The organism is Streptomyces sp. CA-278952 (genome assembly GCF_028747205.1).
Lineage (GTDB): Bacteria > Actinomycetota > Actinomycetes > Streptomycetales > Streptomycetaceae > Streptomyces.
Map to the genome: position 1 here is coordinate 2,104,027 of NZ_CP112880.1, position 23,244 is coordinate 2,127,270.

The 23,244-nt window shown below is 71.6% G+C and carries 22 protein-coding genes and 1 riboswitch; of the genes, 9 read left to right on the forward strand and 13 right to left on the reverse strand.

Going from position 1 to position 23,244, the window contains the following annotated elements; genetic code table 11:
• The first annotated feature begins 72 nt into the window (after nt 1–72).
• Nucleotides 73–876 (forward strand): alpha/beta fold hydrolase, encoded by an 804-nt coding sequence (locus N7925_RS09110; protein WP_274343581.1) that lies wholly within the window; start codon nt 73–75, stop codon nt 874–876.
• Nucleotides 877–939: 63 nt separating this feature from the next.
• Here the strand turns inward: N7925_RS09110 and mnmA are convergent, their stop codons facing one another.
• Complete coding sequence (gene mnmA / locus N7925_RS09115; RefSeq protein ID WP_274343582.1) at nt 940–2,076, reverse strand: tRNA 2-thiouridine(34) synthase MnmA; 1,137 nt, start codon at nt 2,074–2,076, stop codon at nt 940–942.
• Nucleotides 2,077–2,137: 61 nt separating this feature from the next.
• On the opposite strand from mnmA, the gene N7925_RS09120 reads away from it, so the two are divergent.
• Nucleotides 2,138–2,875 carry an N-acetylmuramoyl-L-alanine amidase gene (locus N7925_RS09120; RefSeq protein WP_265599171.1) on the forward strand — a complete coding sequence of 246 codons (738 nt, stop codon included), beginning with the start codon at nt 2,138–2,140 and terminating at the stop codon, nt 2,873–2,875.
• A 41-nt stretch (nt 2,876–2,916) separates the two neighbouring features.
• Here the strand turns inward: N7925_RS09120 and N7925_RS09125 are convergent, their stop codons facing one another.
• On the reverse strand, nt 2,917–4,086 hold the full coding sequence (locus N7925_RS09125; protein WP_265599172.1) for a cysteine desulfurase family protein: 1,170 nt from the start codon (nt 4,084–4,086) through the stop codon (nt 2,917–2,919).
• A gap of 345 nt (nt 4,087–4,431) precedes the next feature.
• Between N7925_RS09125 and N7925_RS09130 the strand changes: the two genes are divergently transcribed.
• Both N7925_RS09130 and N7925_RS09135 read left to right on the forward strand, forming a co-directional pair.
• Nucleotides 4,432–5,316 (forward strand): DUF2268 domain-containing protein, encoded by an 885-nt coding sequence (locus tag N7925_RS09130; RefSeq protein WP_274343583.1) that lies wholly within the window; start codon nt 4,432–4,434, stop codon nt 5,314–5,316.
• A gap of 44 nt (nt 5,317–5,360) precedes the next feature.
• A complete protein-coding gene (locus tag N7925_RS09135) occupies nt 5,361–6,182 on the forward strand; it encodes a MerR family transcriptional regulator (RefSeq protein ID WP_274343584.1) in 822 nt (273 codons plus the stop codon).
• 9 nt (nt 6,183–6,191) lie between these two features.
• Here the strand turns inward: N7925_RS09135 and N7925_RS09140 are convergent, their stop codons facing one another.
• The 10 genes from N7925_RS09140 to N7925_RS09185 form a co-directional block, all read right to left on the reverse strand.
• Nucleotides 6,192–7,064, reverse strand: coding sequence for a thioesterase family protein (locus N7925_RS09140; protein ID WP_265599175.1), 873 nt, complete (start codon nt 7,062–7,064; stop codon nt 6,192–6,194).
• A 79-nt stretch (nt 7,065–7,143) separates the two neighbouring features.
• Nucleotides 7,144–7,815, reverse strand: coding sequence for a trimeric intracellular cation channel family protein (locus tag N7925_RS09145; RefSeq protein WP_274343585.1), 672 nt, complete (start codon nt 7,813–7,815; stop codon nt 7,144–7,146).
• A 29-nt stretch (nt 7,816–7,844) separates the two neighbouring features.
• Nucleotides 7,845–9,098 (reverse strand): ABC transporter ATP-binding protein, encoded by a 1,254-nt coding sequence (locus N7925_RS09150; RefSeq protein WP_274343586.1) that lies wholly within the window; start codon nt 9,096–9,098, stop codon nt 7,845–7,847.
• Nucleotides 9,095–10,087, reverse strand: a complete 993-nt coding sequence (locus N7925_RS09155; protein ID WP_265599178.1) for an ABC transporter ATP-binding protein — start codon at nt 10,085–10,087, stop codon at nt 9,095–9,097. Before N7925_RS09155 ends, N7925_RS09150 begins: the two co-directional genes overlap by 4 nt.
• 6 nt (nt 10,088–10,093) lie before the next feature.
• A complete protein-coding gene (locus N7925_RS09160; protein WP_265599179.1) occupies nt 10,094–11,056 on the reverse strand; it encodes an ABC transporter permease in 963 nt (320 codons plus the stop codon).
• Nucleotide 11,057: 1 nt separating this feature from the next.
• Nucleotides 11,058–12,062 carry an ABC transporter permease gene (locus N7925_RS09165; RefSeq protein WP_265599180.1) on the reverse strand — a complete coding sequence of 335 codons (1,005 nt, stop codon included), beginning with the start codon at nt 12,060–12,062 and terminating at the stop codon, nt 11,058–11,060.
• 85 nt (nt 12,063–12,147) lie between these two features.
• A complete protein-coding gene (locus N7925_RS09170) occupies nt 12,148–13,818 on the reverse strand; it encodes an ABC transporter substrate-binding protein (RefSeq protein WP_274343587.1) in 1,671 nt (556 codons plus the stop codon).
• A gap of 252 nt (nt 13,819–14,070) precedes the next feature.
• On the reverse strand, nt 14,071–14,898 hold the full coding sequence (locus N7925_RS09175) for an enhanced serine sensitivity protein SseB C-terminal domain-containing protein (RefSeq protein ID WP_416222883.1): 828 nt from the start codon (nt 14,896–14,898) through the stop codon (nt 14,071–14,073).
• 182 nt (nt 14,899–15,080) lie between these two features.
• Nucleotides 15,081–15,851: an enhanced serine sensitivity protein SseB gene (locus tag N7925_RS09180; RefSeq protein ID WP_274343588.1), complete on the reverse strand. Its 771-nt coding sequence runs from the start codon at nt 15,849–15,851 to the stop codon at nt 15,081–15,083.
• 70 nt (nt 15,852–15,921) lie between these two features.
• The gene (locus N7925_RS09185) at nt 15,922–16,614 is read right to left on the reverse strand and encodes an AAA family ATPase (protein ID WP_274343589.1); all 693 of its coding nucleotides are present in this window, start codon (nt 16,612–16,614) and stop codon (nt 15,922–15,924) included.
• Nucleotides 16,615–16,790: 176 nt separating this feature from the next.
• Nucleotides 16,791–16,888, forward strand: a riboswitch (glycine riboswitch).
• A gap of 173 nt (nt 16,889–17,061) precedes the next feature.
• On the opposite strand from N7925_RS09185, the gene gcvT reads away from it, so the two are divergent.
• The 4 genes from gcvT (at nt 17,062) to N7925_RS09205 (ending at nt 21,606) form a co-directional block, all read left to right on the forward strand.
• A complete protein-coding gene (gene gcvT, locus N7925_RS09190; RefSeq protein WP_274343590.1) occupies nt 17,062–18,177 on the forward strand; it encodes a glycine cleavage system aminomethyltransferase GcvT in 1,116 nt (371 codons plus the stop codon).
• A gap of 130 nt (nt 18,178–18,307) precedes the next feature.
• A complete protein-coding gene (gcvH, locus tag N7925_RS09195) occupies nt 18,308–18,685 on the forward strand; it encodes a glycine cleavage system protein GcvH (RefSeq protein ID WP_007457159.1) in 378 nt (125 codons plus the stop codon).
• A gap of 19 nt (nt 18,686–18,704) precedes the next feature.
• Complete coding sequence (glyA, locus tag N7925_RS09200; RefSeq protein WP_265599185.1) at nt 18,705–19,964, forward strand: serine hydroxymethyltransferase; 1,260 nt, start codon at nt 18,705–18,707, stop codon at nt 19,962–19,964.
• A 256-nt stretch (nt 19,965–20,220) separates the two neighbouring features.
• A complete protein-coding gene (locus N7925_RS09205) occupies nt 20,221–21,606 on the forward strand; it encodes an L-serine ammonia-lyase (RefSeq protein WP_265599186.1) in 1,386 nt (461 codons plus the stop codon).
• A gap of 57 nt (nt 21,607–21,663) precedes the next feature.
• Here N7925_RS09205 and N7925_RS09210 read toward each other — a convergent pair whose 3' ends face one another.
• A complete protein-coding gene (locus N7925_RS09210; RefSeq protein WP_274343591.1) occupies nt 21,664–21,930 on the reverse strand; it encodes a BTAD domain-containing putative transcriptional regulator in 267 nt (88 codons plus the stop codon).
• Between the two features lie 78 nt (nt 21,931–22,008).
• Here N7925_RS09210 and N7925_RS09215 point away from each other — a divergent pair, with 78 nt between their 5' ends.
• The gene (locus tag N7925_RS09215) at nt 22,009–23,241 is read left to right on the forward strand and encodes an MFS transporter (RefSeq protein WP_274343592.1); all 1,233 of its coding nucleotides are present in this window, start codon (nt 22,009–22,011) and stop codon (nt 23,239–23,241) included.
• Nucleotides 23,242–23,244: the final 3 nt, after the last annotated feature.

Genomic DNA, 23,244 nt, shown 5'->3' on the forward strand with positions numbered 1-23,244 from the left:
GCCGGACGCTCGCCCGTAAAGTTTTTTCGGGTGGAGCGATGAGTTTGCCGGACCGACCCGGTCTCCTCTCCCATGGACAGGATTCTCTCCGCCGACGGCACGCCGATCGCCTACCGACGCCAGGGCGACGGCCCGCCGCTGGTGCTGGTCGGCGGCGCGCTGAGCGCGTCGGCTGCCGACGCGCCGCTGGCCGCTCTGCTCGCTCCGCGCTTCATGGTGCTCACCTACGACCGCCGGGGCCGGGGCGCCAGCGGTGACGCCGGGCGCGGCTCCGTGGCGCGGGAGGTCGAGGATCTGACCGCCGTCGTCGGGGCCGCCGGGGCGGGCGCTTCGGTGTTCGGGATGTCGTCGGGCGGGGCACTGGCCCTGGAGGCGGTCGCCGCCGGGCTGCCGGTGGAGCTGCTCGCCGTGTACGAGCCGCCCTATACGCCGGGCGCGTCGGGGCTGCTGTTCAAGGCCCGCTGCACGGCCCGGCTGCACCGGCTGCTGGCGGCCGGGGACCGGGGCGGGGCGGTGGAGCTGTTCCTGTCGATGACGGGTGTCGCGGAGGAGACGGCCGCCCGGATGCGGCGCACCCCGCTGTGGACGGAGCTGGAGGCGATGGCGCACACCCTGGCCTACGACGACGCCCTGCTGGGCGACGGGGCGGTCCCGGTCGAGAGGTTCGCGGCCGTAGCGGCCCGGACGCTGGTGATCTGCGGCGGCTTCAGCAGCCCCCCGGCGCGTGCGGCGACCCGGGCCCTGGCCGAGGCGCTGCCGCGCGGCCGGCACCGCACGCTGACGGGCCAGATGCGCGAGGTGGCGCCCCAGGTGCTCGCGCCGGTGCTGGCGGAGTTCTTCGCCAAGGACGTGTACGCGTACCGGCAGGCGTCGTAGGCCTTCTCCCGCGCCGGCCGGCGCGGGGCTGCCCTCCGGCCGGTCCGGCCGGGGGCCCCGGCGTCAGCCGCCCGTCGCCACCCGCTCACGCCGGGACGTCGTGGCGATGGTGGCCGAGCCGACCACGCGCGTGCCGTCGTACAGGACGACCGCCTGGCCGGGGGCCACGCCCCGGACCGGCTCGGTGAAGGTGACGTTCAGCTCCGTGCCGTCCACCAGCTCGGCCGTGACCTCGGTCTCGCCGCCGTGGGCGCGGAGCTGGGCGGTGTACGTGCCGGGGCCGGACGGGGGCGTTCCGCACCAGCGGGGCTTGATGGCGGTCAGGGCGGTCACGTCGAGGGCCTCGACGGGGCCGACGGTGACGGTGTTGTTCACCGGGGAGATGTCGAGGACGTAGCGCGGCTTGCCGTCGGGGGCCGGGTGGCCGATCTTCAGGCCCTTGCGCTGTCCGATGGTGAAGCCGAAAGTACCCTCGTGGGTGCCCAGCTTCGTACCGGACTCGTCGAGGATGTCGCCCTCGGCCGGGCCGCCGAGGCGGTTCGCCAGGAAGCCCTGGGTGTCGCCGTCGGCGATGAAGCAGATGTCGTGGCTGTCGGGCTTCTTGGCTACGGCCAGGCCCCGGCGCTCGGCCTCGGCGCGGATCTCGTCCTTGGTGGTGAGGGTGTCGCCGAGCGGGAACATGGCGTGGGCGAGCTGCTTCTCGTCCAGGACGCCGAGCACATAGCTCTGGTCCTTGGCCATGTCGGAGGCGCGGTGCAGCTCGCGGCTGCCGTCCTCGGTGAGTACGACGGTGGCGTAGTGGCCGGTGCACACGGCGTCGAAGCCGAGGGCGAGGGCCTTGTCGAGCAGCGCGGCGAACTTGATCTTCTCGTTGCAGCGCAGGCAGGGGTTGGGGGTGCGCCCGGCCTCGTACTCCGCGACGAAGTCCTCGACGACGTCCTCGCGGAAGCGTTCCGCCAGGTCCCAGACGTAGAAGGGGATACCGATGACGTCGGCCGCGCGGCGGGCGTCCCGGGAGTCCTCGATGGTGCAACACCCGCGCGCCCCGGTCCGGAAGGACTGGGGGTTCGCGGACAGGGCGAGGTGGACACCGGTCACGTCGTGGCCCGCCTCGGCGGCACGGGCCGCGGCGACGGCGGAGTCCACGCCGCCCGACATCGCGGCGAGGACACGCAGGGGGCGCTGGGAAGTCTGAGTCATAGCTCCTCCAGGGTACGGGTCGCCGGGAACCGAACGCTCGCGGATATGCGTTGACGATCACATGGGGAACAACGGAAGTACCCGGGGCGCGCGAAAGTCTTCGGGCTCGTCTTCGCGGAAGAAGCCGGCGAACGGCGTCAGCCGGCGCGCGCTGCTGATCGGCAGCGGTGCGGTGGCGGCCGCCGGTACCGCCGCCGTGCTCGCGCACGACCAGGTCAAGCGCCTGTGGTGGCAGGTGCCCGGGGTCGAGAAGCCCCGGAAGCCGGGCGAGCTGGACTACGCGGGGGCGACCTGGGTGGCCGCGTCGGAGGCGAACTGGCGGCGGGCGGACCGGCCGGACGACTTCACGATCGACCGCGTGATCATCCATGTCACCCAGGGCAGCTTCGCCAGTGCGGTGCGGGTGTTCCAGGACCCCGCCCACCAGGCCGCGACGCACTACATCGTGGGGCAGGACGGGCGGGTGGTGCAGATGATCCGCGAGCTCGACGTGGCGTACCAGGCGGGCGACCGCGCGTACAACGAGCGCGGTGTCGGCATCGAGCACGAGGGGTTCGTGGACCGGCCGAAGGACCTCACGAAGGCGATGTACGAGTCCTCGGCGCGGCTCACGGCGTCGATCTGCGCGCGGCACGGCATACCCGTCGACCGGGAGCACATCATCGGGCACGTGGAGGTGCCCGGCACCGACCACACGGACCCGGGCCCGCACTGGGACTGGGACCGCTATCTGGAGCTGGTGCGCCGGGCCGCGACGGCGCCGCCCAGCCCTTCCCCCACGCCGTCGGCGAAGGCGTAGCGGCGCCTGACGGCTCCCGGGCGTCCGGCTGAGCCCTGCCGTCAGCTGAGCCCGGCCGTCCTCGCCCGCTCCACCGCCGGGCCGATCGCCTCGGCCAGCGCCTTCACGTCGTCCTCGGTCGAGGTGTGGCCGAGCGAGAAGCGCAGGGTGCCCCGGGCCAGCTCCGGATCGGTGCCGGTGGCGAGCAGGACGTGGCTGGGCTGGGCGATCCCGGCGGTGCAGGCGGAGCCGGTGGAGCACTCGATGCCCTGGGCGTCCAGCAGCAGGAGGAGGGAGTCGCCCTCGCAGCCCGGGAAGCTGAAGTGGGCGTTGGCCGGGAGGCGTCCGGCCGGTTCCGGGTCGCCGCCGAGCACGGCGTCCGGCACGGCCCGGCGCACGGCGGCCACGAGGTCGTCGCGCAGGGAGCCCACGCGCCGGGCGAACTGCTCGCGCCGCTCGGCCGCCAGCCGTCCGGCGACCGCGAAGGAGGCGACGGCGGGCACGTCCAGGGTGCCGGAGCGCACGTGCCGCTCCTGGCCGCCGCCGTGCAGGACGGGTACGGGGGTGTGGTCGCGGCCCAGCAGCAGCGCGCCGATCCCGAAGGGGCCGCCGATCTTGTGCCCGCTGACCGTCATCGCGGCCAGTCCGGAGCGGGCGAAGTCGACCTCCAGCTGACCGAAGGCCTGGACCGCGTCGGCGTGCATGGGGATGGAGAACTCGGCCGCCACCGCTGCCAGTTCGCGGACCGGCATGATGGTGCCGATCTCGTTGTTGGCCCACATCACGGTGATCATCGCGACGTCGTCGGGGTCGCGGAGGATCGCCTCGCGCAGGTCCTCGGGGTGGACCCGGCCGTGGCGGTCGACCGGGAGGTAGTCGACGGTCGCGCCCTCGTGCTCCGCGAGCCAGTCGACGGCGTCCAGGACCGCGTGGTGTTCGACGGGACCGGCGAGGACCCGGGTGCGGCGGGGGTCGGCGTCGCGCCGGGACCAGTAGAGGCCCTTCACGGCGAGGTTGTCGGCCTCCGTGCCTCCGGAGGTGAGGACCACCTCGCTGGGGCGTGCGCCGAGGGCGTCGGCGAGGGCTTCTCTGGACTCCTCGACGGTACGGCGGGCCCGGCGGCCGGCGGCGTGGAGTGAGGACGCGTTGCCGGTGGCGGAGAGCTGGGCGGTCATCGCCTCGATCGCTTCGGGAAGCATCGGGGTGGTCGCGGCGTGGTCGAGGTAAGCCATGGTGGAGCCGATTCTACGAGCCCGGGGTGGGGCGCATGCCGGGCGCGTCACGGCCGGACCCCCGCGCACGCCCCCGGACGCCCGGCCCTGGGTGCCGTGGACCGGCTCGGAGGCCGGCCAAAAGCCCCGCCCGGAGCCCGATCCGGTACGGGCAGGGCGGCTCGCGGGGCCGCGTCGGGGCCGTGCGTCCGCCGCCGGGACTCCAGGAGGCCGTGCCGTTGACGGTGACCCGGAACGGCGAGCACGGCGAGGTCGGCGAGGTCGGCGATGCCCGGGGCGCGCCCCGGGCGGCTGGTGCGACCGCCCTTGACCCTCCCGTAACAGGAGGCCCTACGGTCCCCGGGTATGAAGATCGTCGTCCATGACACCGCCTCCGCACTCCTCGACCTCCTGCGCCGCCCCGCGGCCCAACGATCCGACGCCCTGCGCGAGATGCTCGCCCCGTTGCAGGAGGTGATGTCCCTGGTGGGGGTCGGAGACCTGGTCGAGAGGCACCGCGCGGGCAGCGGGTTCCCCCTCGACCGGGACGACTCCCGCCACCGGGAGGCCCTGGAGCGGATGCGGGAGGCCCGGGTGTGGCAGCGGATCGAGGATTCCCTCGCCGCCGCGCGGGAGCGGCTGAGCGCGGCGGCGCCCAGTGCGCGGACCGCCGGCACCGTGCACGTGGTTCTGGTGCTCGGCGACCCGGACGACCCGATGATGCGCCTCAACCAGGGCTATTTCGGCCTCGGCGGCATCCCGGGCGCGATCCTGCTGATGATGTGGCCCACCGCGACTGCCCTCGCCAAGATCGAGCACGCCGCCGCCCACGAGCTGCACCACAACGTCCGCTACGCCAATGTGGACTGGGACCCGATGGCGGTCACCGTCGGCGAGCAGGTCGTGGCCGAGGGGCTGGCCGAGGCCTTCGTGCGGGAGCTGGCGGGCGAGGACGCCATGGGCCCCTGGGCGACCTCGCTGTCCGGCGCGGAGCTGGACGACGCCTGCGCGAAGGTGGCGGCCGGGATCGACGTCGCGGGCATGCGGAACCTGTCCCCGTACGTGTTCGGCGACCGCACCGCCCGCCGACTGGGGCAGGAGCCGGTCGGGCTGCCGGACTTCGCCGGGTACGCGGCCGGGCTGCGCTTCGCCGACGCCCACCTCGCGGCCTCCGGGCTGACCGCCGCCGCGAGCGTCGCCCTGCCGGCGCGCGAGGTTCTCGGACACGCGGGCGTGCCGACCGCCGCGTGACCCGGCCCGGGGGCCTTTGCCTCCGGTTCCGGGAGACTGGACCGATGAGGAGCGAGGAGCGGGGACCCGAGGAACCTCCCGCCGACGGCCTGACCGTCGGCCGGACGGCCGGGCTCGTCGGGGTCAGTGTGAAGACGCTGCACCATTGGGACGGGATCGGGCTGGTGCGGCCGGGCGGGCGTACGAGGGCCGGGTACCGGGTGTACGGGGACGACGACGTCGCCCGGCTGCACCGGGTCCTCGTCTACCGGGAGATCGGCATCCCGCTCGCCGAGATCGGGCGCCTCCTGGACGACCCGGAGGTCGACGCGCGCGAGCATCTGCGGCGGCAGCGGGGGCAGCTAGCGGAGCGGATCTCCCGGCTGGAGCGGATGGTCGGCGCGGTGGACCGCATGCTGCTGGAGTCGAAGCCGGGGATCCGTCTGACGCCCGAGGAACAGGTGGAGATCTTCGGGGCCGACTGGGAGCCCGCCCGGACCGAGGTGGCCGAGGAGCGCTGGGGCGGCACGGCGCAGTGGGCGCAGTACGAGGAGCGGGCGGCCCGGATGAGCCGCGAGGACTGGAAGGGCGTGGCGGCGGCGGTCGAGGCCCTGACCGCCGACCTCGCCACCGCGTACCGTACGGGCGTCGCTCCCGGGTCAGAGGTCGCGGACGCCCTCGCGGAGCGGCATCGCGCGCAGATCTCGACGTACTTCGACTGCACGTACGCCCTGCAGGTCTGCATCGGCCGGACGTATGCCACCGACCCCGGCTACGTCGCGCACTACGACGCGATCGCGCCGGGGCTCGGCGGCTGGCTGTGCGAGGTGATCGCCGCGAACGCCGAGGCCAACGGCGTCGATCCGGAGTCCGCGGTCTGGGAGTGAAGCGCGCCCTCAGCCCGTGTGTCGCGGGGCCTTGGCCAGCTGGCGGGACTGGGCGACGAGGCGGTCGGCGCTGTCCCAGACCTCCGCGTCCTCCTCCAGGAAGCCGCCCGCGAGGTTGCGGGTGGTGATGGAGACGCGCAGCGGGCCCGGGGCGGGGCGACAGCGGATGTGGGCGGTCAGCTCGACGGTGGGGGTCCAGCCGGCCAGGCCCAGCTCGAAGGAGGTCGGCGGCAGGGCGTCCACGGTGAGCAGCAGCGACAGCGGGTCCGGGTCGCGGCCGTCGGCCAGGCCGAACCAGCCGCGCATCTCGCCCTTGCCGGACGGGGCTCCGACGGCCCAGCCGACGGTCGCCGGGTCGAGCTTGATGTCCAGGCGGTCGGTGATGGCGGAGCTGCCGGGAATGTTCGGCGCGCCGTCGCTCGGGCCGAGGCAGTGGTCCCGGTCGGGCATGGCCGGCGGCAGGGCCGTCGTGCGGACGTCGTCGGGGAGCGCGTCCAGGTCGCCGTAGGTGGCCAGGACGCGGATGCGCTCGATCTCGCTGCCGTCCTCGGCGTACTGGAAGAGGGAGGCCTGGCCCGTGGAGAGGGTGCGGCCGGTGCGGACGACCTGGGTGCGGATCACGGCCGGGCCGGGCGCGGAGGCGGTGAGGTAGTGCGCCGAGACGGAGAACGGGTCGGAGTGCGGCAGCGCCTGGCCCAGGGCCCGGCCGAGCAGGGCCAGCAGGTAACCGCCGTTGACGGCGTGGATGATGGTCCAGCCGGCGGAGAGTTCGGCGTCGTAGACGCCCTCCTCGCGCGGGGTGACCGCGGTGTCCCGGTCGAACTCGCTGTCGCCGATGGTTGCCCGCGCGGTCTGCGCCGCCTCAGTCGCTGCCTGTGCCATGGCATGCACGGTACATGGACCTCGCTACTGAGCGGTAGCTTTTTGTGGGTCGGATCACCGCGCGGAAGACTCCAGCCAGCTAGGTGGCCGCCGATCCTTTCTCGGCGCGGGCGGAGGAGCGGTTGTACGCGCGGGGCGCCCGCCAGTGGAAACGCAGCGCCAGCAGCCGCAGGGCGAACGCGGCGATCACGGCCATCCCGCTGGTCAGGGCGTTGAGGGTGTCGAAGCGGATGCACAGGGCGACCATGGTCGCGCCGACGATCGCGGGCACCGCGTACAGGTCGCGGTCCCAGCGCAGCAGGGAGGGCACCTCGTTGGCCAGCACGTCGCGCAGCACACCGCCGCCGACCGCGGTGGCCAGGCCCAGCGCCGCCGACGCGGTGAGCCCGAGGCCGTACTCGTACGCCTTGACCGTGCCGGTCACACAGAACAGGCCGAGCCCCGCCGCGTCGAAGACGTTGACGCCGACCTGGATGCGCTCCACGTGCGGGTGGAGGAAGAAGACCAGGACGGCGGCGAACAGCGGCGTGGTGAAGTAGCCGAGGTCGGTGAAGGCGGCGGGCGGGATCGCGCCGATCATCACGTCACGGAACAGCCCTCCGCCCAGCGCTGTCACCTCCGCGAGAACCGCGATGCCGAAGACATCGAAGTTCTTGCGGACGGCGAGCAGGGCGCCCGAGATCGCGAAGACGAAGATCCCGACGAGGTCGAGCGCATGCTGGACGGAGGGCGTGAACAGTTCGGTGAGCACCGGGCAATTGTGCCGGTGCCGGGCGCCCCCTAGGCCTTCGGGCTGGCCTCCGTCTGTTCCGTGGCGTCCACCGCCTTCTCCGGGGCGTCCGCAGCCTTCTCCGGTGCGTCCACCGCCTTCTCCGTGGCGTCCACCGCCTTCTCCGTGGCGCCCGCGTGGGCCTGGGCCGGTACGGTCACGGGCTCCTTCGCCGGAGCCTCGGCCTCGCCCTCCGCGGTCTCCACCGCTTCGGCCGCCACCGTTTCCGTGCCGGTGACCGCCTCGATGCCGGTGGCCAGGGTCTGCGTCACCGTCCCGGCCTCGATCTCGGCCGTGAAGTGGCAGGCCACCTTGTGCCCGTCGCCGGTGTCCAGCAGCGGCGGACGCTCCGTGGCGCACTTGGTCTCCTGCACCCACGGGCAGCGGGTGTGGAACCGGCAGCCGGTCGGCGGGTTCGCCGGCGAGGGCAGGTCGCCGTGGAGGAGGATCCGCTCGCGGCGGTCCTCGACCTCGGGGTCGGGCACCGGGACCGCCGACATCAGCGCCTTGGTGTACGGGTGCCGGGGCCCCGCGTACAGCGCGTCGCTCGGGGCCTCCTCGACGAGCCCGCCGAGGTACATCACCCCGATGACGTCCGAGATGTGCCGGACCACGGCGAGGTCGTGCGCGATGACCAGGTAGGTCAGACCCAGCGACTCCTGGAGCTCCTCCAGCAGGTTGATCACCTGCGCCTGGACCGAGACGTCCAGCGCGGAGACCGGCTCGTCGCAGATGATCACGTCCGGCTCCAGCACCAGCGCGCGGGCGATGCCGATGCGCTGGCGCTGGCCGCCGGAGAACTCGTGCGGGTAGCGGGACATCGCGTTGGACGGCAGGCCGACCTTGGCGAGGATGGACTCGATCTTCTTCCGGCGCTCCGCCGCGTCCTTCCCGATGCCGTGGGCGGCCATGCCCTCGGCGAGGATGGACTCGATGTTCTGCCGGGGGTTGAGGCTGCCCAGCGGGTCCTGGAAGACCATCTGGAGGCGGCGGCGGAAGGTCCGCATCTCCTCGGAGGGCAGCTTCGCCAGGTCGGTGCCGTCGAAGACGACCGCGCCCTCGGTGATGTCGTTCAGCCGCAGGACCGCGCGGCCGAGCGTCGTCTTGCCGCAGCCCGACTCGCCGACCAGCCCGTACGTCTGACCGGCCTCGACGCTCAGCGAGACGCCGTCGACCGCGTAGACGTGGCCCACCGTACGGTCGAAGAAGAGGCCCTTCTTGACCGGGAAGTGGACTTTGACGCCGTCCAGTTCGAGAAGGCTCATGCCGGGACCTCCGCCTCGGGCAGGACCGGGTTGACGCAGCGCACCTGGTGTCCGGCCGTGCGTGGTTCGGTCAGTTCGGGAGTGCCGGTGAGGCACTCCATCGTGTAGTGGTCGCACCGGGGCGCGAACGCGCAGCCGTCGGCCCAGGCGATCTTGTCGTTGATGGACCCGCGGATCGGGTGCAACGGCTCGCCGCGCGGCGCGTCCAGCCGCGGGATGGAGCCGAGCAGCCCGTGCGCGTACGGGTGGGTGGGGTGGGCGAACAGCTCGCGGCGGCCCGCCGATTCCACCGCCCGTCCCGCGTACAGGACGTTGACCTCGTCGCAGAGGCCGGCGACGACGCCGAGGTCGTGCGTGATCATCAGCAGGGCGGTGCCCTCCTGGTCGACCAGCTCCTTCAGGAGCTCCAGGATCTGCGCCTGGATGGTCACATCGAGTGCCGTCGTCGGCTCGTCGGCGATCAGCAGACGGGGGGCGCAGGCGACCGCCATGGCGATCAGCGCCCGCTGGCGCATACCGCCGGAGAGCTGGTGCGGGTACTCCTTGAGCCGCCGGTCCGGGTCGGGGATGCCGACCCGGTCGAGCAGGGAAACGGCTTCCTTGCGGGCCTTCTCGCCCTTCAGCCCGCGGTGGCGCTGGAGGATCTCGGTGACCTGGATCCCGATGGGGACGACCGGGTTCAGCGAGGAGAGCGGGTCCTGGAAGATCATCGCGAGCTGGCTGCCGCGCAGATCGCGCAGCTTGCGCTCGTTCATGGTCAGCAGGTTCTGGCCGTCGAACTCGGCACGGCCGCCGACGCGCGCGCCCTTGCGGGGCAGCAGCCCCATCAGGGCGAGGGAGGTGACGGACTTGCCGCAGCCCGACTCGCCGACCAGGCCCACGACCTGGCCCTGGTCGACCTCGAAGGAGACGCCGTCCACGGCCGTGGCGTCCTTGCGGCCGCGGGCGGTGAAGGTGACGCTGAGTTCCTCAACGGAGAGCAGTGACATAGGACTTCAGCCTCGCAACTTCGGGTCGAGGGCTTCGCGCATGGCCTCGCCGAGCAGGGTGAAGCCGAGGGCGGTGATGATGATCCCGACGGCCGGGTAGGCGGCCATCATCGGCTCGTTGTCGAAGAAGCGCTGCGCCTGGGAGAGCATCACGCCCCACTCGGGAATGGCCGGGTCGGGGTTGCCGAGCCCCAGGTAGGAGAGGGCCGCGGCCTCGATGATCGCGGTGGCCAGACTCAGCGTGGCCTGGACGATCACCGGGCTCAGCGAGTTCGGCAGGATCTGCGTGAGCACGATCCGCTTGCGCCGGATGCCGACCGCCTTCGCGGCGAGCACGTAGTCCGCGCCGCCCTGGACCAGCATCGAACCACGCAGCAGGCGGGCGAAGATGGGGATCTGGACGACACCCACGGCGATCATCACGGTGGTCAGCGACTGGCCGAGGACCGCGGCGATGGAGACCGCGAGCAGCAGCGAGGGCAGCGACAGCATGATGTCGGTGAAACGCATGATCACGGTGTCGACGCGCTGGCCGACCTTGCCGCCGAGGGTGGCGGCGGCTCCGGAGCCCACACCGACCAGCGCGCCGATGATCAGCCCGATGAGCATGGAGACGACACCGACGAGCAGCGTCTGCCGGGCCCCGACGAGCCAGCGGGAGAACATGTCGCGGCCCAGGTGGTCCAGGCCGAACCAGTTCTCGCCGCGCATGCCGATGAACTTGCCCTGGTTGGGGAAGACCTCGCTGCGCCAGTTCTGCGCGGTGGCTCCGTGCGGGGCCAGCATCGGTCCGACGACGGCGACGAGAACGAACGTGGCGATGATCGCCGCGCCGATGATCGCCATCTTGCTGGAGCGCATCCGGCGGAACGCCTCGCGCCACAGGCTGGTGCCGGTGACGGTCTCGGAGCTCTGGGTGAGCTCGGCGAGACGGTCGATCTTGTCTGCTTTGTTGGTCAGGATCGTCACGTCAGTGCACCCGCACTCTCGGGTCGATGATGCTGTACGCGAGGTCGACCAGCAGGTTGATCAGCACGTACACCATCGCGATGAAGAGAATGAACCCGACGAGGACCGGGTAGTCGCGGCCGTCGATCGCGGTACGGATGAAGGAGCCGATGCCGCCGAAGTCGAAGACGGACTCGGTGAGCACCGCACCGGAGAGCAGGCTGCCGGTCAGCAGGCCGACCGCGGTGATCACGGGCAGCAGGGCGTTGCGCAGTACGTGGCGCCCGCGGACGGTCCTCTTGTCGAGGCCCTTGGACTCGGCGGTGCGGATGTAGTCCTCGCCGAGTACCTCCAGGACGCTGGCGCGGGTCATCCGGACGATGACGGCGAGCGGGATCGAGGCGAGGGCGACGGAGGGCAGGACCAAGTGCATGATCGCGTCCCAGCTGGCGTCGAACTCGCCCGTCAACAGGCCGTCGAGGACCGCGAATCCGGTGACGTCGGTGGCGTTGATGCCGGTGTCGAGCCGGCCCTGGCTCGGGAACCAGCCCAGCTCCACGGAGAAGATCCCGCGCAGCAGCATGGCCAGGAAGAAGACCGGGATGCAGATGCCGAGCAGCGATCCGGAGACGGAGGCTACGTCCAGCCAGCCACCGCGGTGCTTGGCCGCCAGGTAGCCCATCGGGATGCCCACGACCACGGCGATCAGGATCGCGGCGACGCTGAGCTCCACGGTGGCCGGGAAGCGCAGGGTGAATTCGTCCCACACCGGCTGGCCGGTCTGGGTGGAGGTTCCGAGATCGAGCTCGAAGATGCGCTTGAGGAACCGCCAGTACTGGACGTGGACCGGCTCGTCGAGCCCGAGTGCCCTGTTGATTCTCGCTACTTCGGCTTCGGTGGCCCGCTCGCCCAGGATCGCTGAGGCGGGTCCGCCGGGCAGTCGGTTCAGCCAGAGGAACAGCAGGACCGACAGGCCGAGCAGGGTGGGAATGAGCTGGAGAAGTCTTCTGACGACGAGTCGCAGCACCCCGCATGCCCCTTTCTCACGTGCGTCGATGCGGGTCCGCCCGGCCACCTGGTTGCTGTGGCCGGGCGGACCCGCTGGTGTGCGATTACTTGAAGGAGACCTCGGCGAAGTTCTCCTGCGTCAGCGGGGAGACCTTCGGCGGGTTGACGTTCTTGGCGAACGCGATGGCCGGCGGCGACGACGAGATCGGCACGCCCGGGACGTACTCCGCGATCGCCTCGTTGGCCTTCTGGTACGCCGCGGTGCGGGCGGCCGGGTCGGTGACCTCGGAGGCGGCGTTCACGGCGTCGAAGACCTTCTGGTCCTTGAAGCCCCACTGCTTGTCGGGCCCGGCGAACCAGGTGCCGATGAAGTTGTAGCCGTCGTTGAAGTCACCGGTCCAGCCGAGCATGTGCAGGGCGCAGGAGCCCGCCTCGGTGGCGTCCAGGTAGTCCGGGGCCCACTTCATGGCCTTCGGCTTGACGGTGATGCCGGCCTTCTCCAGGTCGGCCTTCATCAGCTCGAACATGTCCTGCGGGGCAGGCATGTACGGGCGGGTGACCTCGGTCGGGTAGCAGAAGTCGATGGTGAGCTTCTCCGCACCGGCCTGCTTGAGGAGGTCCTTCGCCTTGGCGGTGTCGAACGGGTACGTCTTCACCTTGTCCGAGTAGCCGGCGACCGTGTCGGGCATGAACTGGGTCGCGACCTTGCCGCCCTCGGGCAGCTGGGTGTTGACGAGGTTCTCGCGGTCGATGGCGTGCGTGATCGCCTGACGGACCTCGGGCTTCTTCAGCGCCGGGTTCGCCGACTGGCTCATGCCGAGGTAGAAGATGTTGAAGACGTCACGGGTCGGGACCTCGTAACCCTCCTTCTCCAGCGTCGTCACATCGGCCGGCGCGACCAGGTCGTAGCCGTCGATGTCACCCGCCTGGAGCGCCTGGCGGCGGGTCTCCTCGGTGGAGATGGTGCGGAAGACCAGGTTCTTCACCTTGGCCTTGTCGCCCCAGTAGCCGTCGAAGCGCGTGAGGGAGACTTCCTTGTTGCCCTTGTTCCACTTCGTGATCTTGTACGGGCCGGTGCCGGCGACCGTGCCGGCCTCCTGGCTGTACTTGGGGTACGTGATCGCGTCGCCCTTGGCGCTCGCGTCCTGCTTCTCGTACTCCTTGATGGCCTTCGGCGAGTGGATCGCCAGCGCCTGGAGGGAGAACCCGCCCGGCAGGTTCGCCGAGGGCTCGTTCACCTCGATGACGGCCGTGTTGTCGTCCTTGGCGGTGCAGGACTTGTAGTTGGGCTTGGGCGCCTCGGCGTCCTCGTTCTTCGCGAACCCGCCCATGATGGTCTGCCAGTAGTAGGAGACCGCGCTGGACTGGTACGTGCCCTTCCAGTTGAACCAGTGGTCGTAGTTCGCGCAGACCGCGGCGGCGTTGAACGCCTCGCCGTCGTGGAACTTCACGCCCTGGCGCAGGTTGAACGTCCAGACCTTGCCGGCCGGGTCGCTCGACCACTTCTCGGCGAGGCCGCCGATGAGCTTGCTCCCACCGGGCTCGTGCTCCAGGAGCGCCTCGAAGGCCTGGCGGGTGACGCGGAACGTCTCGCCGTCGCTCGCGAGGGCCGGGTCGAGGGAACCGGGGTCACCGGCTCCGGCGAAGACGAAGGTGTCCTTCTCGCCCCCCTTGGAGCCGCCCTCGTCCCGCTCGCTGGAACAGCCCGTGGCGATCAGAGCGACAGCGACCGCTGTCGTGACCGCCCGGACAGCCCGGGACTTGAATATGCGCATGGGTCCACCCCTGGTTCGCCATGTGGTGAGGTTTGATGGCCGCACACTACAGACGGTGCCTGCCGCAAGAGAACAGTCCGGATAGCGGTGAGACCTAGTCGAGACCCGGACAGTTACCAAACCGTCCAGTTCCGGGACATCCTCACGTGGGCGGTCAACAAACCCGGCATCGTGGGGTGTTCGACGGAGGGTGACCAGGACCCCGCGGGCCCCGCATGTTTCGGACGGAAGCCCGGGTCCCGCCCGGAGCAGTCAGCGGGGCTGGGGCGGGTAGCCGTATCCGGGGGCGGCGAGGGGCGGCGGACCGGCGGGGGCGTGGGCCTCGCGGTCGTAGAAGGGGCGGGCGTTCGCGCGCAGCCACATGCCGACCGGGTCGTACTCGTCGGACAGGGCGACGGTGGAGACGGGCAGCCCCTCGGGGACCGCGCCGACCGACTGCCGCATCATCTCCCGCACCGCTGCGACGGAGGCGCGGCCGGTGTCGTAGAGGTCCAGGCCGATCGCGAGATACGGGACGCCGACCGCGGGGTGCACCCAGGCGCGGCGCAGGGAGCGGATCGCGGGGGTGCGGTGGGCGTTCTGGGTGAGCAGGGCGTAGAACTGCGGGAGTTCGATGGCGGGGTCGGAGAGCCGGAGCGGTCCGGCGGGCAGCCGGTCCAGGCCGGTGGCGATGCGCCGCAGGTCGAGCCAGGGAATGCCGACGCCGCCGCCGGGGGCGTGCGGATTGAGCCAGATGCCCCAGCGGTCGGGGAACAGGGCGCGGGCGATGTCGCGTCCGGTGACCAGCTCGTGGGCCCGGTTCCAGCCACTGGCGGAGAGCTCCTGGGCGGAGGTGACGCAGGGGGCGTAGCCCAGGCCGTCGATCTCCATGTTCCCGTACTGGGCGTCCGGTGAGCCGGCCGTGCCGTGCCAGAGGAGCATCCGGACCCGGCCCTCGGCGACCGCTGCGAGCAGCGCCTCGTAGGCGTCGTAACGCCCCGGGGTCACCTGGCGCAGCAGGTGCTCGACCTTCCCCGAGGCACTCGACTCCGCCCGATCGGGGAAGGCCCCACTGGCCGCCGCGGTGCCTGACGCACTCACCCTGGGTTCCGCCCCTCGTCGATCCGTCGCGTGTCGATCCGTCGCGTTCGCGCCACCGCTCCCGGGCGCACGGGATCGACCACGCCATCAAACCAGCTTATGCGCCGATTCCGGCACCGACTTGACGCCCTGGTCCGGCGGTGCCGGGTCCCTCTGCCGTCAGCGGTCCTCACGGCGGTGGGTCAGTGGCCCTCGCGCCGGTAGAACGGGCGCACCTTCTCCCGCATCCAGTCGCCGACGAGGTCCTCCGCCACGTCGAGAAGGACCAGGTTGACCGGCCAGGGCACCTGGACCCGGCCGAGCGCGCGGCCGATGGCGTCCATGGGCGCGCTCTGTCCCGCGCCGTCCCAGGTGGCGAACTCGACGCCGACGAAGAGGACGGGGTCGCCGCCCTCGATGCTGGCCAGCGCCCGGCGTGCGGTGCTCACCACTCCGGTGGCCTCGAACTCCTCGGACACCGCGGTGAGGAAGTCGACCGGGTCGTGCTGCCAGTCCGGCTCGAACAGCCGGACCCGGCCGCCGGTGGCGGGCCCGTCCAGGGCGGTGCGGCCGGCCCGGCAGAGCTCGGCGACGGCGGGCGGCGGAAGCGGTATGCCGACCGCGCCGCCCGGATTCACGGCGATGCCGACCTGGGGGGGCAGGCCCCGGGCGAAGTCGCGGGCGGGCGCGACGGTGAAGGACATGTGGCCGCCGACGCAGCTGAGGAACTGGGCCTCGGAGCTGAAGACGGGGACGAAGGCCGCGCCGTCGATCTCCATCATCGGCAGGTCGAGGTCCGCGCTGGCGGGGGTGCCGCCGTTCGGCAGCGGCACCCAGACGGAGCTGCGGCCGAGCACCTCGACGAGGCGGCCGCCCGCGTCGGGGACGCCGAGCGAGGCCGTCAGCACCTCTTCGAGCTCGTTGGCGGGCCACCCCTGCTGGGGGTGTGCCGGTGCGGGTGCCGGAATGTCCACTGCCTCTGTGCCCTCTCTCCACCGCCTCGGCCGCGCCCGGCGGCCTCTGCTCCGGCCAGCACCTTAACCGTCAGCGGGCGGTGGAGGCCGCGGCGGCCGTGAAGGAGATCCGGTCGAGCGCTCCTGCGGCCTCGCGGTCCAGCAGCACCGCGGAGGTGCAGCCGGCGGGCAGCAGCCCCTGTTCGGTGTCGCGGAGCAGCCGGGCGACCGCGTGCCGGTGGCGGGCGAAGGCGTAGCCGGAGACGCCGCGCCCACGCTCGCGCTGCCCCTGCCGCGCCACCTCGGGCGTCACGTCGAGCAGGACCAGATGGAGGGTGCGGCCCCGGCTCACGGCGTGCCGGGCGAGCCAGCGGCGTACCCAGGTCTGGGTGCCGCAGTCGTGCACGACGACGGATTCACCGGAGCGCAGGGCGCTCCAGAGGCCGAGGTAGTGCGCGGCGCGGACCAGGGGGCGGTAGAGGGCGTAGGGCAGTAAGCGGGGCAGGGCGGCGGCCCAGCTGTCGCGGGTGTTCTGGGAGTCGATCGCGCGGCCCTGCGCGGCCCGCCGGATGAGGGTCGACTTCCCGCTGCCGGGGAGTCCGGAGACCACGACGACGTCACCGGCGGTGAGGTCGAGGCTGTACGGGCCGCAGGCGGTGCGCCCGCGCAGGTCGCGTACCACCGGCGCGCCCTGCGTCAGCAGCTCCCGCGCGGGAGCTCCGGGCTGTGCGGGCATCGCGCCGTGCGCGACCCCCGCGGTCGGTGCCGACCGCTGCAACGTCATCGCCCATCCCCCTGCCGTCGTGTCCCCCACGCCTGCCCCTGAAGTGTAAAGAAAAGGCAATGCGGCACAAGCGGCCCGCGGCCTGTCGTCGCCGTCTTCACCTGCGCGGGGGCCGGACCCCCCCACTCTCCCGCAATGCATGCGATGATGACCCCGCCAACTGCATACCGGCCGTTCGAATCCGCGCGGGAGAGTTCCGGCCACAGTGTGAGCCGGGCGCCGAAGGAGCAAGATCCTCCCTTGAATCTCTCAGGCCCCGTACCGCGTGGATGAGGCAGATCTGAAAAGCGAGCCGTTCCGCGGCTCCACCCAAGGTGCAAGCCGAGCCCCCTGATCCGGGGCGCCCTCCAGGGGCATACCCCGTCGGGGGCTATCGGCGAACCTCTCAGGTTCCGATGACAGATGGGGAGGATTCGTCCTGACGTCGTCATGCCCTGGAGCCGTTCCATGAGCACTGCCCCCCGTCTTACCGCCCTCGACGCATCGCACCGCTCGCTCGGCGCCACCATGACCGACTTCGCGGGCTGGGACATGCCCCTGCGGTACGCCAGTGAGCGCGACGAGCACAACGCCGTGCGCACCCGGGCCGGTCTCTTCGACCTGTCGCACATGGGCGAGATCACCGTCACCGGGCCCGAGGCCGCTGCCTTCCTGAGCTACGCGCTGGTGGGCAACATCGCCACCGTCGGCAACGGCCGGGCCCGCTACACGATGATCGTCCAGGAGGACGGCGGGATCGTGGACGACCTGATCGTCTACCGCCTGGGCGAGGCCGAATACATGGTCGTCGCCAACGCGGGCAACGCGCAGATCGTGCTCGACGCGCTGACCGCCCGGGCCGGGGGCTTCGACGCCGAGGTGCGCGACGACCGGGACGCGTACGCGCTGCTCGCGGTCCAGGGTCCGGAATCGCCCGCCATCATGAAGGCCGTCACCGACGCCGACCTGGACGGGCTGAAGTACTACGCGGGCCTGCCGGGCACGGTCGCCGGGGTCCCGGCGCTCATCGCCCGTACCGGCTACACCGGCGAGGACGGCTTTGAACTCTTCGTCGCGCCCGAGCACGCCGAGCAGCTGTGGCGGGCGCTGACCGAGGCCGGCTCCCCGCACGGCCTGATCCCCTGCGGGCTCTCCTGCCGGGACACGCTGCGCCTGGAGGCGGGCATGCCGCTGTACGGGCACGAGCTGACGACCGCGCTCACCCCGTTCGACGCGGGCCTGGGCCGGGTCGTGAAGTTCGAGAAGGAGGGCGACTTCGTCGGGCGCGAGGCCCTGACCGCCGCCGCCGAGCGCGCCGAGACCGCCCCGCCGCGCAAGCTGGTGGGCCTGATCGCCGAGGGCCGCCGGGTCCCGCGCGCCGGTTTCCCGGTCGTGGCCGACGGCAAGGTGATCGGCGAGGTCACCTCCGGCGCCCCGTCCCCGACCCTGGGCAAGCCGATCGCCATGGCGTACGTGGACGCGGCCTTCGCCGCCCCGGGCACCGAGGGCGTGGGCGTGGACATCCGGGGCACGCACGAGCCGTACGAGGTCGTCGCGCTGCCGTTCTACAAGCGCCAGAAGTGATCTCCCGGAAGGACCGGGACTCCCGGGCCCTTCCGGCCGCGCGCAGACGTCACGGAAGTGACGTACCTCCGTCTCACACCGTAAGACCACCGTTCATCAGCACTCCCCCGCGTACAGGAGAATTCAGGTCATGAGCAACCCCCAGCAGCTGCGGTACAGCAAGGAGCACGAGTGGCTGTCGGCCCTCGAGGACGGCGTGGCCACCATCGGCATCACGGAGTACGCGGCCAACGCGCTCGGTGACGTCGTCTTCGCCCAGCTCCCGGAGGTCGGCGACACGGTGACCGCGGGCGAGACCTGCGGCGAACTGGAGTCGACCAAGTCCGTCAGCGATCTGTACTCGCCGGTGACCGGTGAGGTGACGGCGGCCAACCAGGACGTCGTGGACGACCCCTCGCTGGTGAACTCCGCTCCCTTCGAGGGCGGCTGGCTGTTCAAGGTGCGCGTCGCGGAGGAGCCGGCCGACCTGCTCTCCGCCGACGAGTACACCGCGTTCTCCGGCAACTGAGACCTTAAGGGACCCCCTGATGTCGCTTCTGAACTCCTCCCTCCACGAGCTGGACCCGGACGTCGCCGCCGCCGTCGACGCCGAGCTCCACCGTCAGCAGTCCACCCTCGAAATGATCGCCTCGGAGAACTTCGCTCCGGTCGCCGTCATGGAGGCACAGGGCTCCGTCCTCACCAACAAGTACGCCGAGGGCTACCCGGGCCGCCGCTACTACGGCGGCTGTGAGCACGTCGACGTCGTCGAGCAGATCGCGATCGACCGGATCAAGGCCCTGTTCGGTGCCGAGGCCGCGAACGTGCAGCCGCACTCCGGCGCCCAGGCGAACGCCGCCGCGATGTTCGCGCTGCTGAAGCCGGGCGACACGATCATGGGCCTGAACCTGGCCCACGGCGGTCACCTGACCCACGGCATGAAGATCAACTTCTCCGGCAAGCTCTACAACGTGGTCCCGTACCACGTCGACGAGAGCGGCACCGTGGACATGGAGGAGGTCGAGCGCCTCGCCAAGGAGTCCCAGCCGAAGCTCATCGTGGCCGGCTGGTCCGCCTACCCGCGCCAGCTGGACTTCGCCGCCTTCCGCCGCATCGCGGACGAGGTCGGCGCCTACCTGATGGTCGACATGGCGCACTTCGCGGGCCTGGTCGCGGCCGGTCTGCACCCCAACCCGGTGCCGCACGCCCATGTCGTCACCACCACCACGCACAAGACCCTCGGCGGTCCGCGCGGCGGCGTGATCCTCTCCACCCAGGAGCTCGCCAAGAAGATCAACTCCGCGGTCTTCCCGGGTCAGCAGGGCGGCCCGCTGGAGCACGTGATCGCGGCCAAGGCGGTCTCGTTCAAGATCGCGGCGGGCGAGGAGTTCAAGGAGCGCCAGCAGCGCACCCTGGACGGCGCGCGGATCCTGGCCGAGCGCCTGGTCCAGCCGGACGTCACCGAGGTGGGCGTATCCGTCCTCTCCGGCGGCACGGACGTGCACCTGGTCCTGGTCGACCTGCGCGACTCGGAGCTGGACGGCCAGCAGGCCGAGGACCGGCTCCACGAGCTGGGCATCACGGTCAACCGGAACGCCATCCCGAACGACCCGCGTCCCCCGATGGTCACCTCGGGCCTGCGGATCGGCACCCCGGCGCTGGCCACCCGCGGCTTCGGCGTGGAGGACTTCACGGAGGTCGCGGAGATCATCGCCGCCGCCCTCAAGCCGTCCTACGACGCGGACGACCTCAAGGCCCGCGTGGTCGCGCTGGCCGAGAAGTTCCCGCTGTACCCCGGCCTGAAGTAACGCCTGGCCTGCGGTTCTGCACGTTCGGACGGGGCACCGCGCACACTGAGGAGAGTGAGCGCGGTGCCCCGACCCGTGTCCCCCGCTCCACCTTTTGCCTTTCTTGACCCGCTTGACCTGCTTGACCTGCTTGACCCGTTCGACCTGCTTGACCCGCGGGCCACACCCCGGCCCGTTCCCGCACCACTCACCACCCGGCCCGTTCCCGCACCACCCAGGCAGACAACGGCGTCTTCCAACCCCAAGGAGTACTCCCGTGGCCATCTCGGTCTTCGACCTCTTCTCGGTCGGCATCGGCCCGTCCAGCTCCCACACGGTGGGCCCGATGCGCGCCGCCCGGATGTTCGCGCGCCGCCTCAAGAACGAGGGCCTGCTCGCGCACACCGCCTCGATACGGGCCGAGCTGTACGGTTCCCTCGGCGCGACCGGCCACGGGCACGGCACGCCCAAGGCGGTGCTGCTCGGCCTGGAGGGCGAGTCGCCCCAGACCGTGGACGTGGAGTCCGCCGACGGCCGGGTCGAGGAGATCCGCGGCAGCGGCAGGATCAACCTGCTGGGCATGCACGAGATCCCGTTCGACTTCGACGCGGACCTGGTCCTGCACCGCCGCAAGGCACTCCCGTACCACGCCAACGGCATGACGATCCTCGCGTACGACGCCGAGGGCGCCCCTGTCCTGGAGAAGACCTACTACTCGGTCGGCGGCGGCTTCGTCGTCGACGAGGACGCGGTGGCCGGGGAGAATCCGATCGTCCCGGAGGACACGGTCCTCAAGCACCCCTTCCGCACCGGCGACGAACTGCTGCGGCTCTCCGGGGAGACCGGTCTCTCGATCTCCTCGATGATGCTGGAGAACGAGCTGGCCTGGCGCACCGAGGCGGAGATCCGCTCCGGGCTGCTGGACATCTGGCGCGTCATGCAGGCCTGCGTCTCGCGCGGCATGTCCCGCGAGGGCATCCTCCCCGGCGGCCTCAAGGTCCGCCGCCGCGCCGCGAACTCGGCCCGCCAGCTGCGCGCCGAGGGCGACCCGCAGGCCCACGCGATGGAGTGGATCACTCTGTACGCGATGGCGGTCAACGAGGAGAACGCGGCGGGCGGCCGCGTGGTCACCGCCCCCACCAACGGCGCGGCGGGCATCATCCCCGCCGTTCTGCACTACTACATGAACTTCGCGGCCGGCGGCTGCACCGAGACGGAGAAGGAGGACAGCGTGGTGCGCTTCCTCCTCGCGGCCGGTGCGATCGGCATGCTGTTCAAGGAGAACGCCTCGATCTCCGGCGCCGAGGTCGGCTGCCAGGGCGAGGTCGGCTCCGCCTGCTCCATGGCGGCCGGAGCCCTGGCCGAGGTCCTCGGCGGCTCCCCCGAGCAGGTGGAGAACGCCGCCGAGATCGGCATGGAGCACAACCTGGGCCTGACCTGCGACCCGGTCGGCGGCCTCGTCCAGATCCCCTGCATCGAGCGCAACGGCATGGCGGCGGTGAAGGCGGTCACCGCGGCGCGGATGGCGCTGCGGGGCGACGGCAGCCACAAGGTCTCCCTCGACAAGGTCATCAAGACCATGAAGGAGACCGGGGCCGACATGAGCGTGAAGTACAAGGAGACGGCCCGGGGCGGGCTGGCGGTCAACATCATCGAGTGCTAGGCGGACGGGCCCTGAGCAGCGCGTTCGTGTCTTTTGCGCTGTCAGGGCCTCCCCCGCTCACGCGGCGAAAAGTCCCTGGAACCTCCCTGGGACAGACAGGAAAGTCCTGGGCTCGCCGTGCCACAGCGCGAGAGCCCTGCGCAGATACAGGACGCAGTCGGCCGACGAACCGTCCCCCGCGGCCTCGATGCCCGCCACGACCTCCCGCTCGAAGGCGGTGAGATCCAGCTCGTCCTCCTCGATCCGGATCTCGTAACCCGGCTCCTTGGTACAGATCCTCCCGCCGAGTCCGATGTCGCCCAGGGAGCGTACGACACGTCCCACGGGATACCGATAGCGGAGCGACGGTGCCGACCGGCAACGTGACGGGACCGAGGAACACCGGACGACGGAGGATCCGACGTGGCTGCGCCCCCTCAGTCCCCCCGGGCCACCACACCGGGCCTGGCCCGGTGCGGTGGCTACTGGCGCTGGTCGGCGAGCGCACAGCTGACCAGACTCCCCATCGCCATGGCGCCCCTCGCCTTCACCTCACTCAGCGTCGCCCTGTCCGGGACCTACGAGCTGGGCGCCGCCATCGTCGCCACGATCGTGGTGGCCGAAGTGATGTGCGCCGTACCGGTGGGCCGGATGCTGGACCGCTTCGGCCCGGTCCTCGCCCTGCGGGTCCTGCTCGTCCTGCGGGGGCCGGCCTGTCTGACGGTGCTGTTCGCGCTGTGGCAGGGGGCGCCTTCCGCCGTCTGCCTCGCCCTGGCGGCTCTCGTCGGCTGCCTGGGGGGCGGCCTGCTCGGCGGACTGCGGGCCCTGCTCACGGACATCGTCGGGCCCGCGCTGCTGACCCGGGCCGTCGCGGTCAACACCATGATGGTCGACGTGGTCATCGTCGGCGGTCCGCTGCTGGTGGGCCTGCTGGCCACGCTGTCCGCCCTTGGGCCGGTCGTGGCGATGGCTGTCGCCACCGTACTCGCGGCACCGCTGGTGTACTCCGCGGGTACGAGGGAGGCGAAGCCAGCGGTACGGCCGGCCAGGAGCGGCGCCCTCCTGCTGCCGCTGCTCGGCTGGATCGCCTGCGCCTTCGCCGTAGGGCACGTGGCGAGCGGGATCGAGGTGGCCGTGCTCCCGATCGCGCAACGGCTGGGCGGCGGAACCGCCGCCGCCACGTTGATCGTCGGTGTGCTCTGTGTGGCCAGCACCCTGGGCGGGTTCGTCTTCCTGCGCCTCGACCGGAAGGGAACGCCGCGCACGGTCGCGGCCCTGCTTCTCCTCTACGGTTCGGGGGCCGCCCTCGTGGTGTGTCTGGGCCACTCCTGGCCCGTCGTCATCGCCGGGACCGTACTCGCCGGTGTCTGCCTCGGCCCTCTGATCAACATGAACTCGCTGCTCGCCGAGGCGATCCTGCCCGAGCACCGGCGGTCGGAGGGGTTCGCCCTCATCAACACGGCGCAGGGTCTGGGCTTCGGTCTCGGCTCCCTGGCTCTGTCCCTGCTTCCGCTGCCCCTCACCGGCCTGCTCGCCCTGGCCTCGGCCGCACTGGCCGCGCTCGCCGTCCTGCGGGCGCCGGGCCGCTGTGGAGGCGGCGCCCGGACCGGGCCGTCATCGGCCCCCGGCCACGATCTGTACACCAGTCGGGCTTGAGCG

Bases quoted from the DNA above. Each gene is read 5' to 3' on its own strand.
- N7925_RS09110 (WP_274343581.1), top strand. From the start codon at position 73: ATGGACAGGATTCTCTCCGCCGACGGCACGCCGATCGCCTACCGACGC.
- mnmA (WP_274343582.1), bottom strand. From the start codon at position 2,076: ATGACTCAGACTTCCCAGCGCCCCCTGCGTGTCCTCGCCGCGATGTCG.
- N7925_RS09120 (WP_265599171.1), top strand. From the start codon at position 2,138: ATGGGGAACAACGGAAGTACCCGGGGCGCGCGAAAGTCTTCGGGCTCG.
- N7925_RS09125 (WP_265599172.1), bottom strand. From the start codon at position 4,086: ATGGCTTACCTCGACCACGCCGCGACCACCCCGATGCTTCCCGAAGCG.
- N7925_RS09130 (WP_274343583.1), top strand. From the start codon at position 4,432: ATGAAGATCGTCGTCCATGACACCGCCTCCGCACTCCTCGACCTCCTG.
- N7925_RS09135 (WP_274343584.1), top strand. From the start codon at position 5,361: ATGAGGAGCGAGGAGCGGGGACCCGAGGAACCTCCCGCCGACGGCCTG.
- N7925_RS09140 (WP_265599175.1), bottom strand. From the start codon at position 7,064: ATGGCACAGGCAGCGACTGAGGCGGCGCAGACCGCGCGGGCAACCATC.
- N7925_RS09150 (WP_274343586.1), bottom strand. From the start codon at position 9,098: ATGAGCCTTCTCGAACTGGACGGCGTCAAAGTCCACTTCCCGGTCAAG.
- N7925_RS09155 (WP_265599178.1), bottom strand. From the start codon at position 10,087: ATGTCACTGCTCTCCGTTGAGGAACTCAGCGTCACCTTCACCGCCCGC.
- N7925_RS09170 (WP_274343587.1), bottom strand. From the start codon at position 13,818: ATGCGCATATTCAAGTCCCGGGCTGTCCGGGCGGTCACGACAGCGGTC.
- N7925_RS09185 (WP_274343589.1), bottom strand. From the start codon at position 16,614: ATGACGTTGCAGCGGTCGGCACCGACCGCGGGGGTCGCGCACGGCGCG.
- gcvT (WP_274343590.1), top strand. From the start codon at position 17,062: ATGAGCACTGCCCCCCGTCTTACCGCCCTCGACGCATCGCACCGCTCG.
- gcvH (WP_007457159.1), top strand. From the start codon at position 18,308: ATGAGCAACCCCCAGCAGCTGCGGTACAGCAAGGAGCACGAGTGGCTG.
- glyA (WP_265599185.1), top strand. From the start codon at position 18,705: ATGTCGCTTCTGAACTCCTCCCTCCACGAGCTGGACCCGGACGTCGCC.